The organism is Sphingomonas pokkalii, assembly GCF_003096275.1.
GTDB classification, from domain to species: Bacteria; Pseudomonadota; Alphaproteobacteria; order Sphingomonadales; family Sphingomonadaceae; genus Sphingomonas; species Sphingomonas pokkalii.
Genome location: NZ_QENQ01000001.1, coordinates 1,253,297 through 1,274,425, shown reverse-complemented (window position 1 = coordinate 1,274,425; position 21,129 = coordinate 1,253,297). Strand labels below are relative to the sequence as shown.

The window sequence follows — 21,129 nt, the reverse complement described above, 5'->3', positions numbered from 1 at the left end:
GGAAAGAACGCGGAAGTCATGTTGCGTAGTCATGATGTTTCTCGCTCATAGTGGACGTGATCAAAGCGGGCGCTGGCGGCGTCATCGGCGCCGTCTCGTCGCGGGCCGCATGGCGCGCGACGAGACGCGCCAACATGGCGGCCAGCATCGGACGGTGGGTATCGTCGAACAGCGTCATATGCGTCCCCGGAAGCGCCAGCGTCTCGACGCTGCCCTGCACCTGGGCGCGCAACACGGCATATGCGGGATCAAGGGCGGCATCCTGCCAATCGGCACTCTGGGTGCGCAGCAGAACCACGTCGGCGTGCAGCCTCGGCAGGCAATAGCTTCGATTGGCCAACCAATGGGTCACGAACAGGCGCGCAGCCCGTGCGGCGCCTCCCAGCGTGGCGAGGGCAAAGCGCCACTTCTCGGCTGCACTGCGCAGCACCAGCGCATTGCGCCGAGCCGGCAAACTGATCCCAATCCACAAGGCCCATTGGCGGAGCCCTGCATAGGAGGTGAAGCGCGCCTTCGCCATCGCGCGCCATTCGCCACGCGCCCGGCGCCACCTTGCCCCGATACTGCGCTTGGCCCGCTTCTCCGTTCCTTTGGTGATTTCGGTGTCGATGAGCACGACGGTGCTGGCTCGGCCAAGTGCCGTGAGCTGATGCGCCATCTCCAGCGCTACCACTCCACCGAAGGACCAGCCCGCCAGAAGGAAGCGGCCCTCGGGCTGACGCAGCCGCGCAAGTCCAACCAGATGACTTGCAAGATCGCGAACGCTGGCCAGCGGCCGCTCGCCAGGAAAGAGGCCCGGCGCCTGCAAGCCCCAGATCGGGCCGGCACCCGCAATGTCTCGGGCCAGATCGAGATAGCCCGCCGCACTGCCAGATGCCGGGCATAGCAGGAACAGTGGCGGCCCATCGCTTCCTTCACGCAGCGGGATGAGACTGGTAGAGGCCGGCAGCGCCATCAATCGCGCCGTGCGCGCGGCGCTGTTGATGAGGAGAGCAAGATCGCGCGGACTCGCTGCTTCAAACAGCTTCTCCAGCGAAAGCTCGAAGCCGAAGCGGGTCCGGATCCGATTGGCCAGCCGCATCACCAACAGCGAATGTCCACCCAGATCAAAGAAGTCATCCAGCGGAGATACCGCAGGCAGGCGTAGCAGTTCGGCAAAGATGGCGGCGATGGCCGCTTCGGTTTCGTCGGCATAGGCTGCCGGCTGCACCGCCACCGTTGGGGCCGCCGCCACCGCATCGGCAAGCACGCGCCGCGCAATCTTGCCGCTTGCGTTGCGCGGCAGGCGGTCGAGCAGGTTGTAGCGGCGCGGCACCATATAGTCGGGCAGGCAGGCCTCCAGCGCGCGGCGGAGCGCTTCGATCCCAACGAATGCGTGCCCGTAGGGCACCACATGCGCGACCAGTTCTGCACCGTTTTCGCCGTCGCGCCGAACCGTCACCACCGCCTCGGCGATATCGGCGCGCTTGTTCAGCGCCACCTCAATCTCGCCCAGTTCGATCCGGAAGCCCCGAATTTTCACCTGATCGTCGGCGCGACCGAGGAAATCGATCTGGCCATCCCTGCGTTGGCGCGCAAGGTCTCCCGTGCGGTACATCCTCGCCCCGGGAACGCCGGCATAGGGATCGGGCACGAAACTCGCGGCGGTAGCCGAGCCATCATGCAGATACCCCCGCGCCAGCCCGGCCCCGCCGATATAGAGCTGCCCTGCAACCCCCCGGGGCAAGGGGTTCAAGTTATGGTCGAGAATGTACGTGCGCTCATGGTCGAGCGCCGCGCCGATCGGCGGCGCCAGCGTTGCCCCCGGTTCGAGCCGCGCGAAAGTGGAATAGGTCGATGTTTCCGTCGGTCCGTAGAGATTGTAGATCTGGCGAACGGTGCCCTGGCTGGCGATCGCATCTACCAGCGACTGCGGCACCGGCTCACCAGCCAGGTTCACGGTCCGGACACTGGCGGGAAGCGGGGCGGTGCGGATCAACTCCGCCATGGCCGCAGGCACGGTGTTCACCAGAGTGATGCCCTGCAGCCGCGGCAATTCCAGGACGTCTTCCGCAACTACAAGGCTACCGCCATGACAGAGCGGCAGAAAAATCTCGAACACGGACAGGTCGAAATTCAACGAGGTGGCGAACAACACCCGCTCGATCTCGCTGCGGGAGAATTGGCGTCCCGCCCAATCGATCAGCGCCATCGGTCCGCGCATGGGCAACGCCACCCCCTTGGGCTGGCCGGTCGAACCAGACGTATGCAGAACATAGGCAAGTTGATCGGGGGAAAAGCGGCGCCCCGGATTGGCCGCATCCTCGTCACCTAGCCGGTCAATGTCGATGACCGCCGCATCGGCATCCGGCGGATCGAGCCGGTCAGGCGCGCCAATCAGGGTCTGCAGACGCGCATTGGCGATGATCGCCTGGATGCGCTGCGCGGGATAGCGCGCATCCAGCGGCACATAGGCTGCTCCCGCCTTCAGCACGCCCAACACTGCCGCCACCATCGCGGGATCGCGGGGCAGGTGAATGCCAACCACGTCCTCTGCACCGATCCCGCGCACGATCAGCGCCTCGGCCACGCGATTGGCCCATTGATTGAGTTCGGCATAGGTGAACGTGCGGTCGCGCTCGACAATCGCCGGCGCATCGCCGCACCTGAGAACCTGCCTCTCGAAAAGGGCTATCAGGTCGCCCGCAGGGGCGGGCGGCAGCGGGGCGAGGCTCTGCGGCTCGCGCAGCATCCAGTGCTGCGCCTCCGCCTCGGGCCGGGAAACGATCTGCTCCAATAAACTCTCGAACCAGTGCAACAGCGCCGGTGCCAGGTCGATCGCCAGCCGATCCGGCCTGAATGCCAGGCGCATCGCAATCCGTTCCCCTGGGATCACCGCAAGGGTCAGGGGATAGTTGGTCCGTAACGAAAGATGCTGGAAAGAGATGGCGAGATCGCCAACATCGAGGTCTGCGTCGACAGGATAGTTCTCGAACACGAGCAAGCTGTCGAACAGCGCCTCGCCCCGCGGCAGGTCGCTCAATTCCTGGATTTCGGCAAGGCTCAGCGGCGTCGCCGCCTCGCGTTCATATTGCTGCGCCTGCAGCTGCCGCAAAATCTCGTCCAATCCGGCATTCTCATCGATCTGCAGCCGCACCGGGACCGCCCGGATCATCAGCCCGACGATCGACTCCGCACCCGGCACCGGTGCCGAACGACCAGAATCGATTGTGCCGAAAACGACATCGCTGGTCTGTGCGCAACGGCTGAGCAACAGGCCCCAGGCGACGCTGAACAACGTGCTGAGCGTCGTCCGGTGCTGCCGGGCGAAATCCGTCAGTCGCGCGGTGAGTTCTCGACCGAGCAGCAGTTCGGCCTCCGACGCAGACGATTGGGCAGCTCCCGCCGGTTCCGCCTGGAACGGCAGAACCGTAGCGCTTTCGAATCCGGCCAGCAGCTTCCGCCAGTAGGCACGTGCCCCAGCCTGGTCGGCTTGTGCCGCAAGCCATTCGGCATAACGCCGCATCGGCTGAGGGGGCGCCAGCGACGGCGCCTCGTGACGGTAGAGGGCCAACCATTCGCTGACCAGAATGGCCATGCTCCAACCATCGATCAGCGCGTGGCTGTGCGTCCATAGCAGCCGGTGATGGTCGTCGCCGATTGTCAACAGCGTCAGCCGGAACAGGGGCCCGTGTTCGGGTGGGAGCCCGCGCAGGCGATCCTCACGCACGATATCGGCGATCCGCGCGTCGCGCTCGGCTTCCTCCAGGCCACGCAGATCGATCGATTGCCAGGGCAGTGCGACCTTTCCAAGGATCTCCTGGCGAACACTGCCATCGTCCCCGGTGCGAAAGCGCGTGCGCAGTGCTTCGTGGCGCTCGATCAGCCGCTGCGTCGCCCGCTTCAATCGTTCCACCGACAATATGCCGGTAATGTCGAACAGCAGTTGCTCCACATAGAGCCCGCTTGCCGCCTCGATCGCGGCATGCAGCAGGATGCCCTGCTGTGACGGCGTCGCCGGGCAGGTTGCGACCACCATTGCCCTGTCGAGTTCCGCCTGCCCCTTCTCCTCCGCCATATCGGGCCGGGCAAGACGACGCAGGTGCCGCTCAAAGGATGCGGCCAGATCGGCGATCTGTTCCGGAGAATATCGGTTCTTCGCTGCGGTCCAGCGGATCTCCAGCCTGCCGTCCCAATGCACGGCCTGCACGTCCAGCGCATTGAGCGCCGGACTGGCCGGATCGGTGGCGAGGCCGAAACTGGCCTCGCCCAGTCTGGCGCCGATCCCCCCGTCCGATCGGGCTACGAAACTGCCGAGATAGCCGAACGTCACCTCCGGATCGCGCAGCGCGCGGGCTTTGTCTGCAACCGGGTGATCGGTCACGAGGCCGCGGGCTATGCTGTATTCGAAACTAGTCGCCGTCGCGCTCGCGATGCGCGCGCGGACACTGGCGACCAGTTCGCTGGGACGCTGTGTCCGATCGAGCGTGGCGATTACGGGGAACAGGGTAGTGAACCAGCCCACCGTGGCGGCGATATCCAGCCCAGGCAATCCGGGCTCGCGGCCATGGCTCTCGATCAGCAAAGCAATGTCTTGGCAATCTGCCTGCGCACCGAGCGTCGCGACCAGCGCTGCCGCCAGCACGTCACGCGCATGGCCGCCGCAGGTTTCCGGGCGCGCGCGCAAGACGGCGCTGGAAAGAGCCGCATCGCAGCTACTCACATGCACGGCGGAAGCCGGCCCGAGCGATGGCGCCTGCGGCAGCGCAGGCCTCGCCGCGGCTGATGCGCTGACGCGCGCGATTTCGCTTTCCAACGCCGGGCTCGCGACGAACGCGGCAGCGCGGCGGGCAAGTGCCCTGCTCCACTGCCCGAAGCTGTTACCGGATTGCTTCACCGCGTCGACGGTCGGCTGTCGATAGGCATCTTCCAGCGCGTCGAGCAGAATGCGCCACGAGACGCCGTCGACAGCGAGGTGATGGATTCCCCAGAACAGCCTATCGTCCTCAGACGTCTCCGTCCGGTAATAGGCCGCCGTCCAGATCGGCCCGGCAAAGGGATCGATGGCAGCAATGCGCGCCTGGCTATCTGCGGCGATCGCCTCCGCCAGCGCCGCACCCGCCAGATGGGAGAAATCGACCACCGCGAACGGCAGCTGTGCCCCGTCTTCCGGCACGACCTGCTGCTCCCAGTCGTGCGCATTCCTGACGAAGCGAAGGCGCAGGCTGGCATGGACCAATTGCACCTGCGCGAAGGCGCGGACCAATGCCGCCGGCCGCAGCGCTTCGGTGACCGGCAGGGTGAGGTGCTGCACGAACAGCCCCGGGTTCGCCCAGCCCTGATCGAAGAACCACCGCTGGATCGGCGTCAGTGGGAAAAAGCCCCCCTCCTCCGCTTCAGGCATGGGATGCGCTGCATCTTCTCCGATGGTATCGAGGATCGGCGCTATCTCGGCGATGGTTTGCAGTTCGAAGATCTGGCGAACGCGCAGGTTCCACCCTTCAGCCCGGGCACGGTTGGCGATCTGGATGCATTGGATCGAATCGCCGCCAAGATCGGCAAAGGCATCGTTAGGGCCCACCGGCACGCCCAGCACGGCGCTCCATATCCGCTGGAGTGCCTGCACCTTCGAACTCGCCCCCGCGTCGATCCGCGGTGGACTCGATGCCGCCTCGGGCAAGGCGGCCCTATCGAGCTTGCCGTTGATCGTGAGGGGAAGCGCCTCGACTACCGAATAACCACGCGGAAGCATGTACGCTGGCAGCGACGCCTGCAGATGGCGATGCAGTGCCGGCACCAGGCTCGCATGCACAACGTCCAGTGCATCCTGTAGTTTTGGTCGATTGGTGAACACACCCGCGCCGGACGGGAGAGCGCCAACGGTGTCGAAGGACAGGGGTGGAGTCGGCCCATGATAGAATATCGCGTCGAAGGCGAAATCGCCGCCCGTCCGGCTTGGGCGCAAGGCCAGCTGCCGGCCGTGCCGGCGTGCGATCCGCGCCAGATCCGCGGGTGCAAAACACGGATTCGGCGCCATGGCCGGGCGCTGATCCAACCTGGCGCGCGGCTGGGCTTCCGCCCAGGTCCGCAACGCCGAGATATCGGCGAGCCTGGCGTTGCCCAACCCGTCCACTCCCAGCGCGGCACCTTTATGGCCGGCAAGATGCATCTCGACGTCTGCGAGCGACGCCAGTCTGGCACCCGCGATCCAGTCGATGCTTCCTTCGGGCACCTCCGCATGATCGCCCACTTCAAGGACGACCTGATACCGGAACTGGGTCAGCTCATTGTCCGAACGCGACTGCTTCAACCGGATGCCGACGCGACGGATGCGCCCGTCCCTGCCGGGTAGCGTTTGAAAGAAGGCAGGATCGATCAGCAGTTCGCGCAGCGCATCCGCGCGCTGCTCGGCGCGGGCAATCAGTTGCGCGGCACTGGTATCTCCACGCGCGCGATGTGCTTCCACGGCCAGGCAGAAGGCATCCCGCAATGGCAGGCTTCGAACATCGCCCACATACACCGCGCCCCCTGGCCGAACGAGTCGCACGGCGCCCGCAATCACTTGCTCGAGATAGGCCTGCGAGGGGAAATACTGCGTTACCGAATTGAGCAGCACCAGATCCTGCGATTCAGGCTCCAAGCCCGTGAAATCGGACGCGTCTCGATGCAAAAGCCGGACATGGGCCATCGCCGGATCGGAGCCGGCCAAGGCCTGCGCGCGAGCCAGCACGCCGGCCGACAGATCGGTACCGATGAAGCTATCGCAGTGGCGCGCCAGCCGCGCCATCAGCAACCCTGCGCCGCAGCCTATCTCCAATATGGCCCGCGGTGCATGACGCAGCACGTCCTCCACCGTTTCGTGCAGCCACTCGCGCATCGCTTCCTCAGGCAGCGGCGTGTCGTCATAGCTGCTGGTCCAGCCGGTAATGTCGAAATCGCTCGGCACGCCCGCGCTCGGCGTGAAGATGTCGTCGTACAGATCCCGCCACGAGGCGAGCTTGGCATCCGCCACAGCCCCATGCGTGCGCGGGACGATGTAGGCCGTCAAGCTCGGGCTCGCTTCGTCGCGCTGCGACACCAGCACGCATGCGGCCTGCACCTCGGGATGGCGCAGCAACGCCGCTTCGATTTCTTCCGGCTCTATGCGGTGGCCGTTGATCTTGACCTGCTGGTCCTGGCGCCCCCGAAAAGCGATGGCACCGTCTGGCAGCCACTGCGCCCGGTCGCCCGTATGATAAAGGCGCGCGCCCGATACTGTCCCGAACGGATCGGGCACGAAGCGTTCGGCGGTGCGCGCAGGATCCTGCAGATACCCCAGCGCCAGCGCCGGACCGCCGATATAAAGGTCGCCAACCAGCCCGATCGGCACCGGGCGCAGCTCGCGATCCAGGATGTGGCAACGCAGATTGTACAAGGGGCGGCCGATCGGAAAATAGCCGGACCCGGCCTCATATCGGTGTATCGTCGCACAGACGGTGGTCTCGGTCGGACCATAAGCGTTGAAAATCGTGACGTTGCGAAACGGCGCGATCACTTCCGGCGGGCAATGCTCTCCCGCGACGATGAGGGTGATGCCCGATGGAACGGCATCCGGCGGCGTCACGCGCAGCAGCGACGGCGGCACCGTGACATGCGTGACGGCAGCGCCACCAAGATACTCCCAGAGCTCCGCACCGATCAGCCGCTGTTCACCCCAGCCGAAATCCAGGCAGGCGCCCGCCGCGAGCGTCATCACGAATTCCGAGATCGACGCGTCGAAACCGATGGAAGCGAAAGTATAGATCTTGCTGCCCGCGCCGATCCCGAACATATCGGCTTGTGAAAGCGCCAGATTGCCGATCCCGGCACGGCTGACGAGCACCGCTGCCGGCGCACCGGTGCTACCCGACGTGAAGATGACATAGGCTGGCAAGTCGTGCGGGAAGGCCCGGGCAACGCTTCCATCCGGCCATGGCCCGCGGAAACTGGTGGCGATATCGATGTCGATCCGCAGATATTCAGGGAACAGGCCGTCATCCGGTGTTAGCAGCGCGGCCACGCGCGCTCGAACGAGCATGTCGGTGCGTCGCGCGAGGGGTAGCGCAGGATCGATCGGAACATAGCACAGACCGGCTCTCAATATGCCGAGGAACGCTGCCACCTGCTCGGCGGACCGCCCGAACCCCACCGCGATTGCGGCCCCCGCCGACAAGGCAAGGCTGCGCAGACGGGCGGCGACATGCTCCGCCGCGCAATCGAGCTCGGCATAGCTGAAGCTGCGCCCATCCTTGGTGATCGCGATAGCGTGGGGCGCGGCGGCCACGCGCGCGGCGAAGAGGCTCAGAAAGTCGGTGTTCGCATAGGCGGCCCGGATTTCTCCAAGGGCGAAGCCGCCCAACATCGCCGCGTCCACCGGGGGTACGCTAACATAGCAATCAAGCCGCTGGTCCGGCGTCGACAGCAGCTGCTGCACCAGATGCGCGAAGATCCCGGCAATGGCCGCAACTTGCGGCGCAAGATGTGGGTCGTGATCGAAATGAACAGGGACCGGACCGGTTTCCTGATGATTCTGCACGGCTACATGCAGCGCGTGGCGATTGAACCCCTGCGATAGCACCACCAGACCGGTCTGGGCGTCGCCGAAACGGATCGGCTGACCAAAGGGCTCGTAGGAAAAGGTCGCTTCGAAGGGTGCCGAGGTGTCGCCATTGCCATTGATGGCCTTGGCGATGCTGCTCGAAGGACATTGCTGATGCTGGTATAATCGCCGCAATCGGGCCTTTATCGCCGCCGCGACATTCTCGACGGAGTGGTCGGGGGCAAGATCGATCCGCAAGGGGACGACCGAGGTGAACATGCCCGTAGTCTGTCGAAAACGCGCCTTGGGACGGTTATGCGTGGTGGTGCCCAGCATCAGGGCATCCCGGTCGAACGCTTTGCCCAGCGCCAGGGCAACCAATGCGATCAGAAGATCGGAGATGGATAATCCCCAACTGCTCGCAAGCCGGCACAGTGCATCGAAATCACTCCGCGCCAGCCGGGATGTCAACCGCGCGGGAGCGGCGGATTGATCGCTGCTTTCGGTGAACAGCGGCTCGGGCCGATCCTTATAGGCCGATGCCCAATAGGCGACATCCACCGCATGACGTTCCGATTGCAGATAGGCCTGTTCGTGTTCGGCATAAGCAAGATAGGAACGCTCGACCGGCGCAAGGACCGTGTCCGCGCACGCCGCCGCATAATGCTCGGCGACGCGACTGAGGAAAGGGCGAATCGACCAGCCATCGAAGACGAGATGACTGTACTTCATGTACCAGTAATGTCGTTCTGGGCCGACCTTGATCAGGGCGAAGTCGAATAGCGGCCGCGACAGATCTTCGAACGGCAACGCCACCTGCTCATCGATCCAACGTAGTGCCTCCGCCTCGCCATCCGGTCGCGCGCTGAAATCAATCTCGGGCAACTGCCACTCTATCGTCGGGCAAATCCGCTGCAGGGGTGCGCCGTCTTGTGCCCCCGTCTCGAACACCAGACGCAGCGAGTCGAACTCGTACAGCGCCCGGTCGATCGCATCGCCCAGCATTGCGCACGTGATGGCGCCGTCGATCTGGAGATAGCCGCCCAGAATATAGATCGAGGATTTGGCCGATAGGTGCAGGTCAACCCAGACATCCCGCTGGGCGCTGGTCAGATGCGTCGTGGTAAAGAGGCGCGGTGCATCCATCTGGACCAAAACTCCTTGCACTGGAAGAAGCGAAAGCTCGCTGTCTTGCGTTGGAAGGACTGCGACAGGTTCAGCCCGGCTTCTGGAAAAGCGCGGCGTCGAGATAGTCGCAGAAGCCATCTGGCACGTAGCTGACCAACGGCAGGATCTTGCCGAAAGCGTCGTGCACGTGTTCGGGGCGGTGATAGGCGACGCCATAGGGGGCATCGCGCGGTGAATCTCGATAGGGAAGGAACACGAAACCGTCGCGATCGAGCTGCTCGACCTCTGCGGGCTCAAGAAAGCTCCAGATGTCGAGGCTCGCACTGGCCATGATGCGCTCATTGAACAAGCGCAGCGGCGCGCCATGGGGCCGGGCAGCGTATTTCTCGGGCGTATAGCCCAGAAAAGTCAGCAGCACGATGCCGCCCGGCGCGAGCACTCGCCGGAGCTCGGTCAACCAGGCGATCTGTCCCGGATAATCCAGATGCGTGAAGACAGAGAGCGCGTAAATCAAATCAAAGCTGTTGTCCGGGAATGGCAGCGGCGGCACCGGGTTGGTGACCTCGAAGCGCGCCGGGCCGATATGGCCTCTGCACCAGTCGATCGCCTCGGCGTCGATATCGACGCCCCAGACGGTCGCCTCGCGGGTGAGGTCTCGCATCCAGCGCAGGGTACGCCCGCAACCGCACCCGAAATCCAGGATGCGCGGGAATTCTCCCAGGCGTCGGCCAATCAGGTTGAGACTTGCCGCAATGCTGGCCCGACTCAGGCGTCCGGCCTCGACATAGGTTGTCAGATCGGGAGTCCCCTGGACGCGATAGCGCAGCCAAGCAGGCGCTATCGCGTCATAGCCGAGCGCCGAAATCGCCGCCTGATCGAGGCAATTGGCCAACGCGGCTGAAACATGAACGAATTGCCCGTACAGGCCGTCGACCGAGTTGAGGAGTGCGTGTCCAGACATGCGAGGCCCCTTCGTCTACGCAGCCCACCCGGAACGACCGGGCTGGCGCCATGCCGTTCAGCGTTTCCTGAGAATGGCGATGTCGTGATTGGCGTCGAGCGCGAGCGGCAAGTAATCTACAACGTCGAAATACTTGCCGAAGTTAGACGTGACATATTCCACGCTATGGTAGGTGTTCTGATACCATTCGGGGAACACGCCGTCCCATAGCCGGGTCTTGGCAACGAACACGCCTTCCTGCTGCAATTGTTTCACTGCTTCCGGCGGGAATGCCTTCCACAGATCATGGCCATGCAGGCTGGCCAGCAGCAGCCCGCCGGGCCGCATCACGCGGCGCAGCTCCTCCAGCCAGAAGAACTGGTGCTCCTCGTCCATATGGGTGAAGACCGAGATGGAATAAATGAGGTCGAAACTGTCGCCGGGATAGGGCAAGGGCGCCTTCTGGCCGTTCACGGACGCCGACACATAGTCCAAGTGGCCCTGGACCCAAGCGATGGCGTCGCCGTCGATATCGGTGCCGTAAAGCTGAGATTGCGGGGCCAATTTGGTGACCCACCGCAAAGTCCGTCCCGATCCGCAACCGAAATCGAGGATCTGCCCAAAGTCGGCAAACTGTTTGCCCTGGGTGGCCAGTGCAGCCTGCAGATCCTGGGCACAGCGGCTGCCGACATCGAGGAAACTGCCCAGATCGGGGCGCCCATGGACCCGCATGCGCAGGTGCATGGGCGGAACTTCGCCGTGGCCGGCCAGCTGGCTCAGCGCTTCATCCACCAGCGTCGCTTGGTAGCCGATGAACTTTAGAAAGCCGAAATACCCCTCGACCATCCTTATGCCTGAACGGGCAATATTATCCATCATGATGCCTATTCCCCCACAAATCGGCACACAGTAACAGGCGGAACATAGCCACCAATTACCCTTCGAATGAACTTGAAACCCCCAGAAAGGCGCATCCATACCGCCCTAAAACCGGGATTCACCGTTCATTTTGAATTGTTTTGAGTCTGGCCTACCAATTCCCCTCTGCCAGATCATCATTACAGGAATACCGTTGCGAATCGCAATGTGTCAACGCCGTTTTATTGTATCCATTTCCAACGATTATATGATGCTATAGGCGATATTTAGAGTTTGACCGACATTAAGAACTGTGTTCTTTGAGAAAGATTCCAAGACATCGTTGAAGATGAAATTGATCGCACGCCACCTACCCTCGTAATGCGTAATACCGGTTCGGATGGAAATCGATGAACAAAACTATTCATTCCGGAGGAATAGTAATATGCATGAAGGCATGCAGAACTTTATGGTCGTAAAGAACGACGAAGAACAATATTCCATTTGGCCATCCGCGAGAGAATTGCCGCCCGGTTGGCGTGAAGCTGGATTCTCCGGAGAAAAACCCGCCTGCCTGCAGTGGATCGAACAAGTTTGGACGGATATGCGCCCCCTCAGCCTGCGCAAGGCGATGGAAGCGGCCGCAACGACAACCCCGTGATCCATCAGCGGGAGGAAAGCGCCAATCCCGCAACCAATCCCCATGCCAGTTCGGCTTTTGGGAGTCCTTATGTCGTATGAGCTTCACGCCCCTCCGGCGAATCCGCTGCCACTGATCGTTCCCCTGGGCGGGAATTGCTTTCCCCGATGGTGCGCCACCTTGCTTGGGTTCAAGCCCCGCAAAGCCGATGGTGAACCCAGCTTTCCGTTCGATGCCGGCATCTTTCCGTTGCAGATGGTGCGGGATCTGGTGGAGAGCGATTTCGCCGGCATGGCCGACCCGGCGAATCTCATCGTCCGCGAAGCTCCAGGCGGCTATCAGGTGCTCAGCGACCGACGCTACCTGATCGGCACCTACAATCACGAAATGGCGCCCGCCACCGATACGGACTTTGTCGCGAATAACTTCGCCCGCTTTGTCGAACGCTATGAACGGCGCATCGCAGCCTTGCGCAGCCGTGTTGCGATGGCACCGGAAGTGGTTCTTTTTCTATCGGTCTCGAACTTGACCGATGCCGAAGAGCCGCCAGCGTCCTATGCGGATTTCGAAGCCATTCTAACAGCGTTCGAAGCGCGTTATCCGGCCACGCGGTTTCGCCTGTTTGTCGTGATCGAACGCTTCCAGAACCAAATTCCTGATTCTTGGAATGGGCGCATCCGCGTGTTCAATTTCCAGATGCGCGGACCTTACACCAAGTTCATCATGCCACTGATCTATGCGATCGCTCGGCAAAATGCATTGGGATCGGTCGTGCACTCGTTCGGCCATCCGGTACCGCCACCGACACTACCCGATCCCGCCATCGTGATGGCAGTGACGCGCAGCGCCCTTCAAGCCAGTTTACTGGCGCATCTGCTGGATACACCCCTACCTGCGCTCATGCGTAGCCAGACGCCGCTAGGGAACGCCGCGCGCGCGTTCGCAGGGCTATTACCCCAGCCGCTCGCCCTGATGGCCTGATCAGGGTGTTGCCGGTCGACGCGCTTACAGCCCGTTGAGACTTCGGCGGCGGAGGGCTGGGAAGGGATTTTTCGTCGTCGCGAGGCTCCGACCGCAGCCGATGCCGGAGGCATCGGTGAGGATGGCAACGCCGCGGCGACGAGACAGCCCCGGCAACCCGACCCGATCGAATTCTCAAACGGGCCCTTACCGCCGACCTGCCCCCTGTGGGCGGCGCAGGCGGCACTTGGCGGCATCGATCGCGTCGAACCCATCGGGTCGCGGGCGCTGCATCATTGGTTTGCCGACCTTGCTCAAGCCCGGACCGGCGCATCGAGTCGCACGCCGCCGTTCGAAGCGCTCTCCGGCCGAAAGGTCATCCGCCGTTATGCACTGGTGGGGTAAGAACTCCCCCAGTCCGAACGATCAGGATACCCCTGCCCGCACCCCCGTCGGATTGTGTATGCGGACAGCGGCGATAGGCTTACGACGGGAAACAAGACAGGAATCGATCGCAGTGGTGAATGCATTGCGCCTCGAAACGCGCCGAATCGCACTGCTCAACCGCTTGGCGCCCGCCGCATAGCTGCCGTCCGCCGTGAGTGTCGTCAGCGCCGTCCGCAGCGCCCCCTGGTTTACGGACGATTCCGGCAATTCAAGCGACGCCTTGCCGCGCGCCAACAAGGCCATGAAGGCGGCCTGATCCATGTTGCTGGTGATACCCAGCACGGGGCAACCGGCGCGCAATGCTTGCGGTGCAGCGGTCGATCCACCATTGCAGATCGCAAGAACCGCCATCTTCGCAACAGCGCCGCCATCCAGAAAGTCGGCCACGAAGACTTGGCCCGGGACCGGCTCGATCCGAGTACGTCCGGCAGTCGCGACGATCATCTGGAAACCGAGCGCCACGCCGACCTCGACGATCATCTGCAGCAAGCGCGGCTGCCCGGAGGATCCGAGCGATACATAGACGATAGGCCGCGCAGTATCGATCTGCCCCCACCATGCTGGCTTCGGCACGTCGGGTGCCCACACCAACGGCCCGACATAGGTCGCATTCGACGGCACGGTGCTGAGCGGTGACCAGTCGGGAATGTCGGGAAACAGAATATGATCGCCATCACATAGGGTCTTGCGAAAATCAGGTCCTGGGGGCCGCAGCCCATATTTCACCGCGAGAAGATTGGGGTAGAGCGTCGCCACCGGAGCGAACACATTGGCGATGAGGTTGACCGTGCGGGCAGACAGGCTCGCAGAGAAGGGAGCCGCCGGCACCCTCAGATCGGTCCGCGCTTCGGGATGCCAGTAGCAGCTTTGGATGTTCATGTAAGGAATATCAGCCAAGCGCGCACTGATGTTGAGCGAGAGGCGCATGTCACCAACCACCACATCCGGGAAGTATCGCTCGAACAGATCAAGATCTTCGGCAATATAGGCTTCGAATGTCGGCAAGTCGTAGAGTTCATCCCTCAGATCGGTGAACCTGTCGATATTCGTCCCATGCATACGCGACGTAAGGGGAACGAAGCGGCAATGCTTCGGCAGTTTAAGCAACCCCCGCAGCCGATGATCACAAGCAAAAATCACTTCATAAAGGGCGGGATCCAGCGTCTGTGCAAGCACCAGTGGTCGCGAAATATGCGACAGCGTGATCGCCTCGCCAATGAACAATATCCTGGTTTTGCGCACCGTCTGGCCCGATGCAATGCTCCCTATCCCGCGAAAGGCCGGCGCCTTGGCGCCAGCCATCAGTCGGCTTCGATGTCGATGGTCTGGGGTCCGCCCCGATGGGCGCCTGCCGTCGCGGCATCGGCGTGCGACCGGGCCGCTTCGTCCAGTTCCGCCAGCCGCCCTTTGACGACATCCGAACAGGTATTGAGAAACGAAAGGTGCAGCCGAATGATCTCTCGCTCCGTCTCGGGTGCATTGCTCTGCACATTCTGCATATACTGATTGTACGACACCATCAGAGAACGGCCAAGCGCACTGATCGCCGATAGCAAATTATTGAATTCGTTCATTGGTGCAAAACCGTTCGATCGATTAAAGGCAGCAGCACCAGAAAACGATTGTTCAGATTCCATGGGGCAGACTTTCATGCCAGAGGATGATGCGGCCTCAGCTGATCAGAAATCATGATGCGATGCAACTCGATTCGTCGCTATCGGATTATTATACCGTCATAATTATGAAACCTGCGAAAACGGAATGCGCTCGTCGGGGTGTATTCACATGCTGTATAAGGAATATAGCTGCCAGCGCTGGGACATGCTGATCGACGCCAGGGAGGTCAGCCGCTCAAACCGCGTTTCGCCGCGCAATCGCCCCAAGCACGCGGGCACTTGGCTTGGCCGTTCGCTTGAAGGTTTCCCGATCAAACGAATGCAGGCCAAAGCGGTAACGATAGCCAAAGCCCCACTCGAAGTTGTCGATCAACGACCAATGGATATAGCCGCGCACCGGCACGCCTTCGTCCATCACGCGCTTAAGGTCAGCAAGCGCGGCCGGGATCAGCCATTGGCGGAGCGCATCGTCATCTGAATTGACGCCATGTTCCGTCACATAGACCGGCAGTTTGGTTGCTTCCCATGCATAGCGAACCGCACCGGCGAGCGATCCTGCCCAAACTTCGGCACCGGCGGTATTCAATCTCGCGCCTGCAGGCGGCGGTAGCGAGCCTTTGTCGTCCCAAATCTTGCGTTCGTAGTTCTGGACGCCGATGAAATCACAGGTTTCGGCGGCGAGGCGCAGCCATTCACCATAATATCGTTCGCGCATACGATCTCGGATTGAATTCTTGCCGACCGCCTGATCATCGAGCAGGGCCAGGCTGACCCCGACCTCCAGATCACTGCGCACCGCCTTGATCGCGGCGACGCCGCGGCGGTGCGCTTCCATCATGTTCGCGCGATAGGTTTTTGCTTCGGGCACATAGAGTGCGACGCCAGGCGAATATTTCGGAACGCCCAGTTGCTTCGCCGCCGCCTCTTGCGTCGCGCGGTCGCCCGCCAGCAGTTGCGGCGGCAGGATCTCGCCGATCAGGCCCGCCAGGTTCGGCTCGTTGAGGGTGAGTGCCAGCGCGATCCCGCTTGCGAGGTGTTTCGCCGCCCGATCACAGAAGCGCGCGAACAGCAGGGGCGACTCCGGATTGTGCCAACCACCCTGCGCCGCGAACCAGCGCGGGGTGGTGAAGTGGTTGAAGGTTACGACGGGCTTCAGCCCCCGCGCCCGGCACCCCTCGATCATGGCTTTGTAATGATCGAGCATCGCGCGAGAAAAATGCCCCTTGTCTGGCTCAATCCGCGCCCATTCGAGGCTAAAGCGATAGGTGTTCAGACCCATGGATTTCACCAGATCCAGATCGACCGGCCAAAGATCGAAGCTGTTGGTCGCGTCGCCCGATCGCTCGGCAAAGATCGTGTTCGGGACGTTCTCGATCACCCACAGGTCAGCATTCAGGTTGTTTCCTTCCACCTGATGCGCCGCCGTCGCCGCCCCCCAAAGAAACCCGTCGGGAAATGAGGCACCGGTGGCCTCCGCAACGGCGTCAGCCAGTGCATGGCCGGGAAGCAATGCGCCCGCGGCCCCGGTGGCAAGCGCAGAGGTGATAAGGCTTCGACGATTGATCATGCGCTTGTTCCTTGAAACGTTCTAAAGACCACATGCCGATCGCCCGCGACCGCGATGTGGAAATCTCCCACCGTCACTTCGCCGATTTCGTCAGGCCCATGACATCCAGCCACAGGAAGAACTGGTCGAGCCAGTGCGCGGTCGCGGTTCCCGCCTTGCCTGCGCCAAAGCCATGCCCGCCATCGGCGAACAGATGGAACTCCAGCGGCCGACCGGCAGCGCGATAGGCGTCGACCAGCGGCAATCCCTTCTCGCGATTCAGCAGAAAATCGTCGGTGGCGATCGCCACGAACATCGGCGGCGCGTCGGCGGGTACCTGCATCGACGCCATGTTCGGGTAGATCGGTGCGGCGAAATCGGGACGATCGGTACCCCCCTTCTCGACGACGCTGCGCGTCAGGAATCCGCCGGCGGAAAAGCCCATAAAGCCCAGCCGGTGCGGATCGACCGCATAGTCTTCCGCATGCTGCCGCACGAAGCGCAGGGCTGCGATGCCGTCGGCCAGGGCTTCGGGCGGGGTGTCGCTCGGCGGGGCAAACGCCGCCTTTTGCCCGGTGATCATTTTGCCCAGTTCGGCAACGAAGATCTTCTGGTCGGCAGGAGTCGGCAGCGTACGATATTTGAGCACGAAGGCGGTGACGCCGTGGGCGGCCAGTCGCCGGGCAACCTCCCACCCTTCCTTGTCCATCTCCAGCCCCAGGAACGCACCGCCGGGCGCGACGATCACCGCAGCGCCGTTTGGCTTCCCGGTGGGACGGAACACGGTAAGCGTCGGATGCGAGACGTTGCGCACCGCGAGCAGGCCGGCGCTACGGTGCCAGATCTCGCGATCGGGCGTGTCCGGCGCGGGGAGCGGCAGGGCATTCGGTTGCGCGGGTGCCGCCTCGGTAACCGTGGCGATTTCGGACTGCGCCTGCGCCGACGGCGCAAGCACGACGGCAGCGAGCAGCGCTACCGTGACGGAAGATGCACGCATCAGATGCCTCCCCAAACCGAAGGGCGGCCGGTCGCCGCCCTTCCCCTCATTCAGAAGTCGAAGCCAAGCCGTAGGCCAATCGTGCGGACGGAGTCGTAGCTGAAGCGCTGGTTCAGCGTCAGCACCGGCGGCCCCTGCACCGGGTTGGCATCGCCACCGTCCGAACCGATCGAGATCGGCCGGATCTCGTTCGTGCAGTTCTTGCAGAAGATGCTCGCGGACCAGTGCTTGCTCTTCAGGCCGAGGCGCAGATCGAACGTATCCCAGGTAGGGATGAAGAACGGCGTGCCCAGTGCCGACGACTGGGGGGAGCGGTGATAATAGCCGATGCCGAACTGCGCATCGAGCTTCTCGGTCAGCGGCTGGCTATAGTCCGCGCCCAGCGTGGCGGTGAACTTCGCCGAGAGCGGGAGCTGATAGCCCGCGGCGTTGAACGTGCCGACATAGCCGGGGGCGTCCGAACGCAGATCGGCGCGGCAGCCGTTGCTGGTCTGCCCGGTATAGCATTGCGCGCCGGGAAAGTTGTCGAACTTGGCATCGACATAGGATGCCGAGCCTGACAGGGTCAGCCGTGTGGTCGGCCGCGCCTGAAAGGAGAAGTCGACGCCCTCCGTGGTCGCGGTCGCCGCGTTGCTGAGCACGAAGGTGCGCAGGGACGTGATCCACGACTGGACCTGCAGGTCGGTGAACCGCGTGTGGAACGCCGAGACCAAATAGGTGATCTTGCCGTCGGCGAGGCGTCCCTTGATGCCGATCTCGCCGCCGCGCGAGATTTCCGGCCGCACCGCCAGCTTGGCGCCCGGCGCCGGCGAGGTGTTGGAGAAGCCCGGCCCCTTATAGCCTTGGCCATAGAAACCGTAGAGCATCGTCGACGGTGTCACCTGCCAATCGGCACCTAACTTGAAGCTGAAGTTCGTAGCGTCCGTCGACTCGACGGACCGATTGTTCGGCACGCCAAGCGTTACGAAATACTTGCCCACATTCTCGAGCAGGTCGATCGTGCCCTTGTCGTAGGTGACACGGGCGCCGGCGTTGAGCTTCAGCGTGTCGGTGACATGGTAGCTGAGCTGCCCGAAGCCGGCATAGCTGTTCTGCTTCAGGTTGTACTTGTAGTCCTGGCCCAGGAAGCTGGCGTTGCTCACCGGGCAGGCAGCGGGAGGCGCGCCGAGCTGGGTGGCGCCGACGCAGAAGGGGAAGGTGGGCAGAAGGAAGCCGGGGAAGCCGTTATTGCCGCCGCGGGCGCCGACCACCGAACCTACCGAGCGATAATAATATAGACCAAATTGCCCGGAGACCTTGTTGCCTTCGGGCAGCGCCAGCCGCAGCTCCTGCGACAGCTGGTTGTAGACCTGCCGGCTATAGTTCGTATTGAAGAAGTTTACCGGCGTGTTGTCTGAATCGAACTGGTAGGAGACGACAGCATTCTTCCAGGCGGTGATGCTGGAGATCTCCATCCCGTTCGACAGCGAATAATTGATGTTGGCCTGCAGCCCGCCGGTATCCGCATCGCGATAATTAGGCGCATCGCTGTTGTAGCGAAGGTTGTCGGCGCCGGACGGATAGCCCAGCCCGGTATAGGCACTGCCCGCGCCGATCTGCCGGAAGGTGATGTCATACCGGCCCGAGATGCCGCGCTGACGATTATACTCGCCGATCACATAGATGGAGAGCGCATCGGTGGGCTCGTACAGATATTTGCCCCGCAAGCCCAGGTTGCGCAGGCCGAAGTCGTTGCGCACGGCGCTGTTCACCGTCGGATACGTGACCGAATCCTGGCCGCTGTAGATGGCGTTTAGGCGCAGCGCGCTGTTGGTGCCGATCGGCAGGTTGACGGTCGAGCGGACCTGGATGCCCTGCCCGTTCTTCACCGGGCGGTCGCGCTGCACCGCTTCGACGTCGCCGGAAACGCTGGTCTGCCCCAGCACCGGCCGGTTGGTGGTGATGTTGACGAGGCCCGCCGAGGCGTTCTTGCCGAACAGCAGCCCCTGCGGCCCGTTCAGCACCTCGACGCGTGAGACGTCGTAAAAGGCGTTGGCGGCGAACTCCTTGTTGCCGATCACCACATCGTCGAGCACCTGCGACACGCTCGCCTCGACCGTGGTCGCGAAGGTGCCGGTACCGACGCCGCGCACCGCGAAGGTGTTGTCCTGCGCCACCTGCAGACTGGGGGCGAGCTTGGTGACGGCGGTCAGATCATTGGCGCCTCGCTGGAGCAGTTCGTCAGCGCCGACCACGGTAACGCTGAGCGGGACCTTGAGCACGTTCTCGCTGCGACGCTGCGCCGTGACAATGATCTCGCCGACGCTGTTGTCGTCCTGCGCGGCCGGCGTCTCGGCCTGCGGCGCGGCGGTTTGGGCCAGCGCTGCGATCGGGGTCATGCCGGTCAGCACGGTCGTCGCCAGCAGGATCTTGTGTACTTTCATCATCTCTCCTCCCCACCTTTGGTGGCTGGTTGGTGCACCGGCCGGACGATCGTTCTGATGCGACTCGCTGCGGCCCTCTTCGCCGAAGATGGGCACCCGTACGGGATACCCGGGGCTCGGCAGCCCGTGTTCGATCGACGTCAGTCCTCGAGGATGGCGACGGCGCGGGTCCAGCCGGCCGAGGCGCCCTTGATCTTGTGCGGGAAGCAGCTGACGGTGAAGCCGTGCGGCGGCAGCGCCTCGAGGTTGTGCAGCTTCTCCAGGTGACAATAGCCGATGTCGCGGCCGGCCTTGTGACCTTCCCAGATCAGCGAGGTATCGCCAGTTTCCTTCACCTTCTCCGCGGTATAGGCAAAGGGCGCGTCCCAGCTCCACGCATCGGTGCCGGTCACCCGCACGCCGCGCTCGGTGAGGTACATCGTCGCCTCGTATCCCATGCCGCAGCCGATATTGACGAAGTTGGGGTTGCCGACCGCGCCGCCGGCGGCGGTGTTGACCAGCACGATGTCGAGCCGCTGCAGGTCATGGCCGATCCGCGCCAGCTCCGCCGCGACATCCTCGGCGGTCACCACATAGCCGTTGGGAAAATGGCGGAAGTCGAGCTTCACGCCCCGCTGGAAGCACCATTCGAGCGGCACTTCGTCGATGGTGATCGCGCGCTTGCCGCCGTCCATCGTCGGGTGGAAATGCCAGGGCGCGTCGAGGTGCGTGCCGTTGTGCGTGGTCAGCGTCACCCATTCGGCCGCGGCGAAGCCGGCACCGTCGGGCGTCTGCTCCTGGGTCACACCGGGGAAGAAGTGGCCCAGTTCCGCCACCGTTTCGCCATGCGTCTGGTAGGTGATCTTGGGCCGCATGAACGGCGGATCGGTGATCACCTCGTTCTCGAGGGTGATCGACAGGTCGATGAAACGGCGCGCCATGACGGTTCTCCGGGGGCTCAGGCGGTGTGGCCGCTCAGGGTTTCGGCGAACCAGTCGGCGATATAGTCGCGGCCGTACGCCATATTGTCCGCGCCGACATGCTCGACCCCGCCCTCGC

General features: G+C 63.1%; 11 protein-coding genes. 2 read left to right on the top strand and 9 right to left on the bottom strand.

Going from position 1 to position 21,129, the window contains the following annotated elements:
- Positions 1-16: 16 nt before the first annotated feature.
- The 3 genes from DD559_RS05725 to DD559_RS05715 all read right to left on the bottom strand — a co-directional run bounded on the left by DD559_RS05725 (position 17) and on the right by DD559_RS05715 (position 11,483).
- Entirely contained in the window at positions 17-9,682 is a 9,666-nt protein-coding gene (locus tag DD559_RS05725; RefSeq protein ID WP_165830999.1) for a non-ribosomal peptide synthetase, read from the bottom strand.
- Between the two features lie 70 nt (positions 9,683-9,752).
- Positions 9,753-10,625 carry a class I SAM-dependent methyltransferase gene (locus DD559_RS05720; protein WP_116468334.1) on the bottom strand — a complete coding sequence of 291 codons (873 nt, stop codon included), beginning with the start codon at positions 10,623-10,625 and terminating at the stop codon, positions 9,753-9,755.
- Between the two features lie 57 nt (positions 10,626-10,682).
- Positions 10,683-11,483, bottom strand: a complete 801-nt coding sequence (locus DD559_RS05715; protein ID WP_165830997.1) for a class I SAM-dependent methyltransferase — start codon at positions 11,481-11,483, stop codon at positions 10,683-10,685.
- A gap of 379 nt (positions 11,484-11,862) precedes the next feature.
- On the opposite strand from DD559_RS05715, the gene DD559_RS05710 reads away from it, so the two are divergent.
- Together DD559_RS05710 and DD559_RS05705 are read left to right on the top strand one after the other, a co-directional pair.
- Positions 11,863-12,123, top strand: coding sequence for an MbtH family protein (locus tag DD559_RS05710; RefSeq protein ID WP_240610138.1), 261 nt, complete (start codon positions 11,863-11,865; stop codon positions 12,121-12,123).
- 69 nt (positions 12,124-12,192) lie between these two features.
- Entirely contained in the window at positions 12,193-13,083 is an 891-nt protein-coding gene (locus DD559_RS05705; RefSeq protein WP_165830996.1) for a DUF1796 family putative cysteine peptidase, read from the top strand.
- Between the two features lie 405 nt (positions 13,084-13,488).
- Here DD559_RS05705 and DD559_RS05700 read toward each other — a convergent pair whose 3' ends face one another.
- The 6 genes from DD559_RS05700 to DD559_RS05675 form a co-directional block, all read right to left on the bottom strand.
- Positions 13,489-14,811 (bottom strand): glycosyltransferase, encoded by a 1,323-nt coding sequence (locus DD559_RS05700; RefSeq protein ID WP_116468330.1) that lies wholly within the window; start codon positions 14,809-14,811, stop codon positions 13,489-13,491.
- On the bottom strand, positions 14,811-15,146 hold the full coding sequence (locus DD559_RS05695; RefSeq protein WP_133243782.1) for a hypothetical protein: 336 nt from the start codon (positions 15,144-15,146) through the stop codon (positions 14,811-14,813). The genes DD559_RS05700 and DD559_RS05695 overlap by 1 nt, the downstream gene beginning before the upstream one ends.
- A gap of 214 nt (positions 15,147-15,360) precedes the next feature.
- Entirely contained in the window at positions 15,361-16,692 is a 1,332-nt protein-coding gene (locus DD559_RS05690; RefSeq protein ID WP_116468328.1) for a family 1 glycosylhydrolase, read from the bottom strand.
- A gap of 73 nt (positions 16,693-16,765) precedes the next feature.
- Complete coding sequence (locus DD559_RS05685) at positions 16,766-17,668, bottom strand: alpha/beta hydrolase (protein WP_116468327.1); 903 nt, start codon at positions 17,666-17,668, stop codon at positions 16,766-16,768.
- Positions 17,669-17,718: 50 nt separating this feature from the next.
- Entirely contained in the window at positions 17,719-20,091 is a 2,373-nt protein-coding gene (locus DD559_RS05680; RefSeq protein WP_116470741.1) for a TonB-dependent receptor, read from the bottom strand.
- A gap of 140 nt (positions 20,092-20,231) precedes the next feature.
- Positions 20,232-21,011, bottom strand: a complete 780-nt coding sequence (locus tag DD559_RS05675; protein WP_116468326.1) for a cyclase family protein — start codon at positions 21,009-21,011, stop codon at positions 20,232-20,234.
- Positions 21,012-21,129 lie beyond the last annotated feature (118 nt).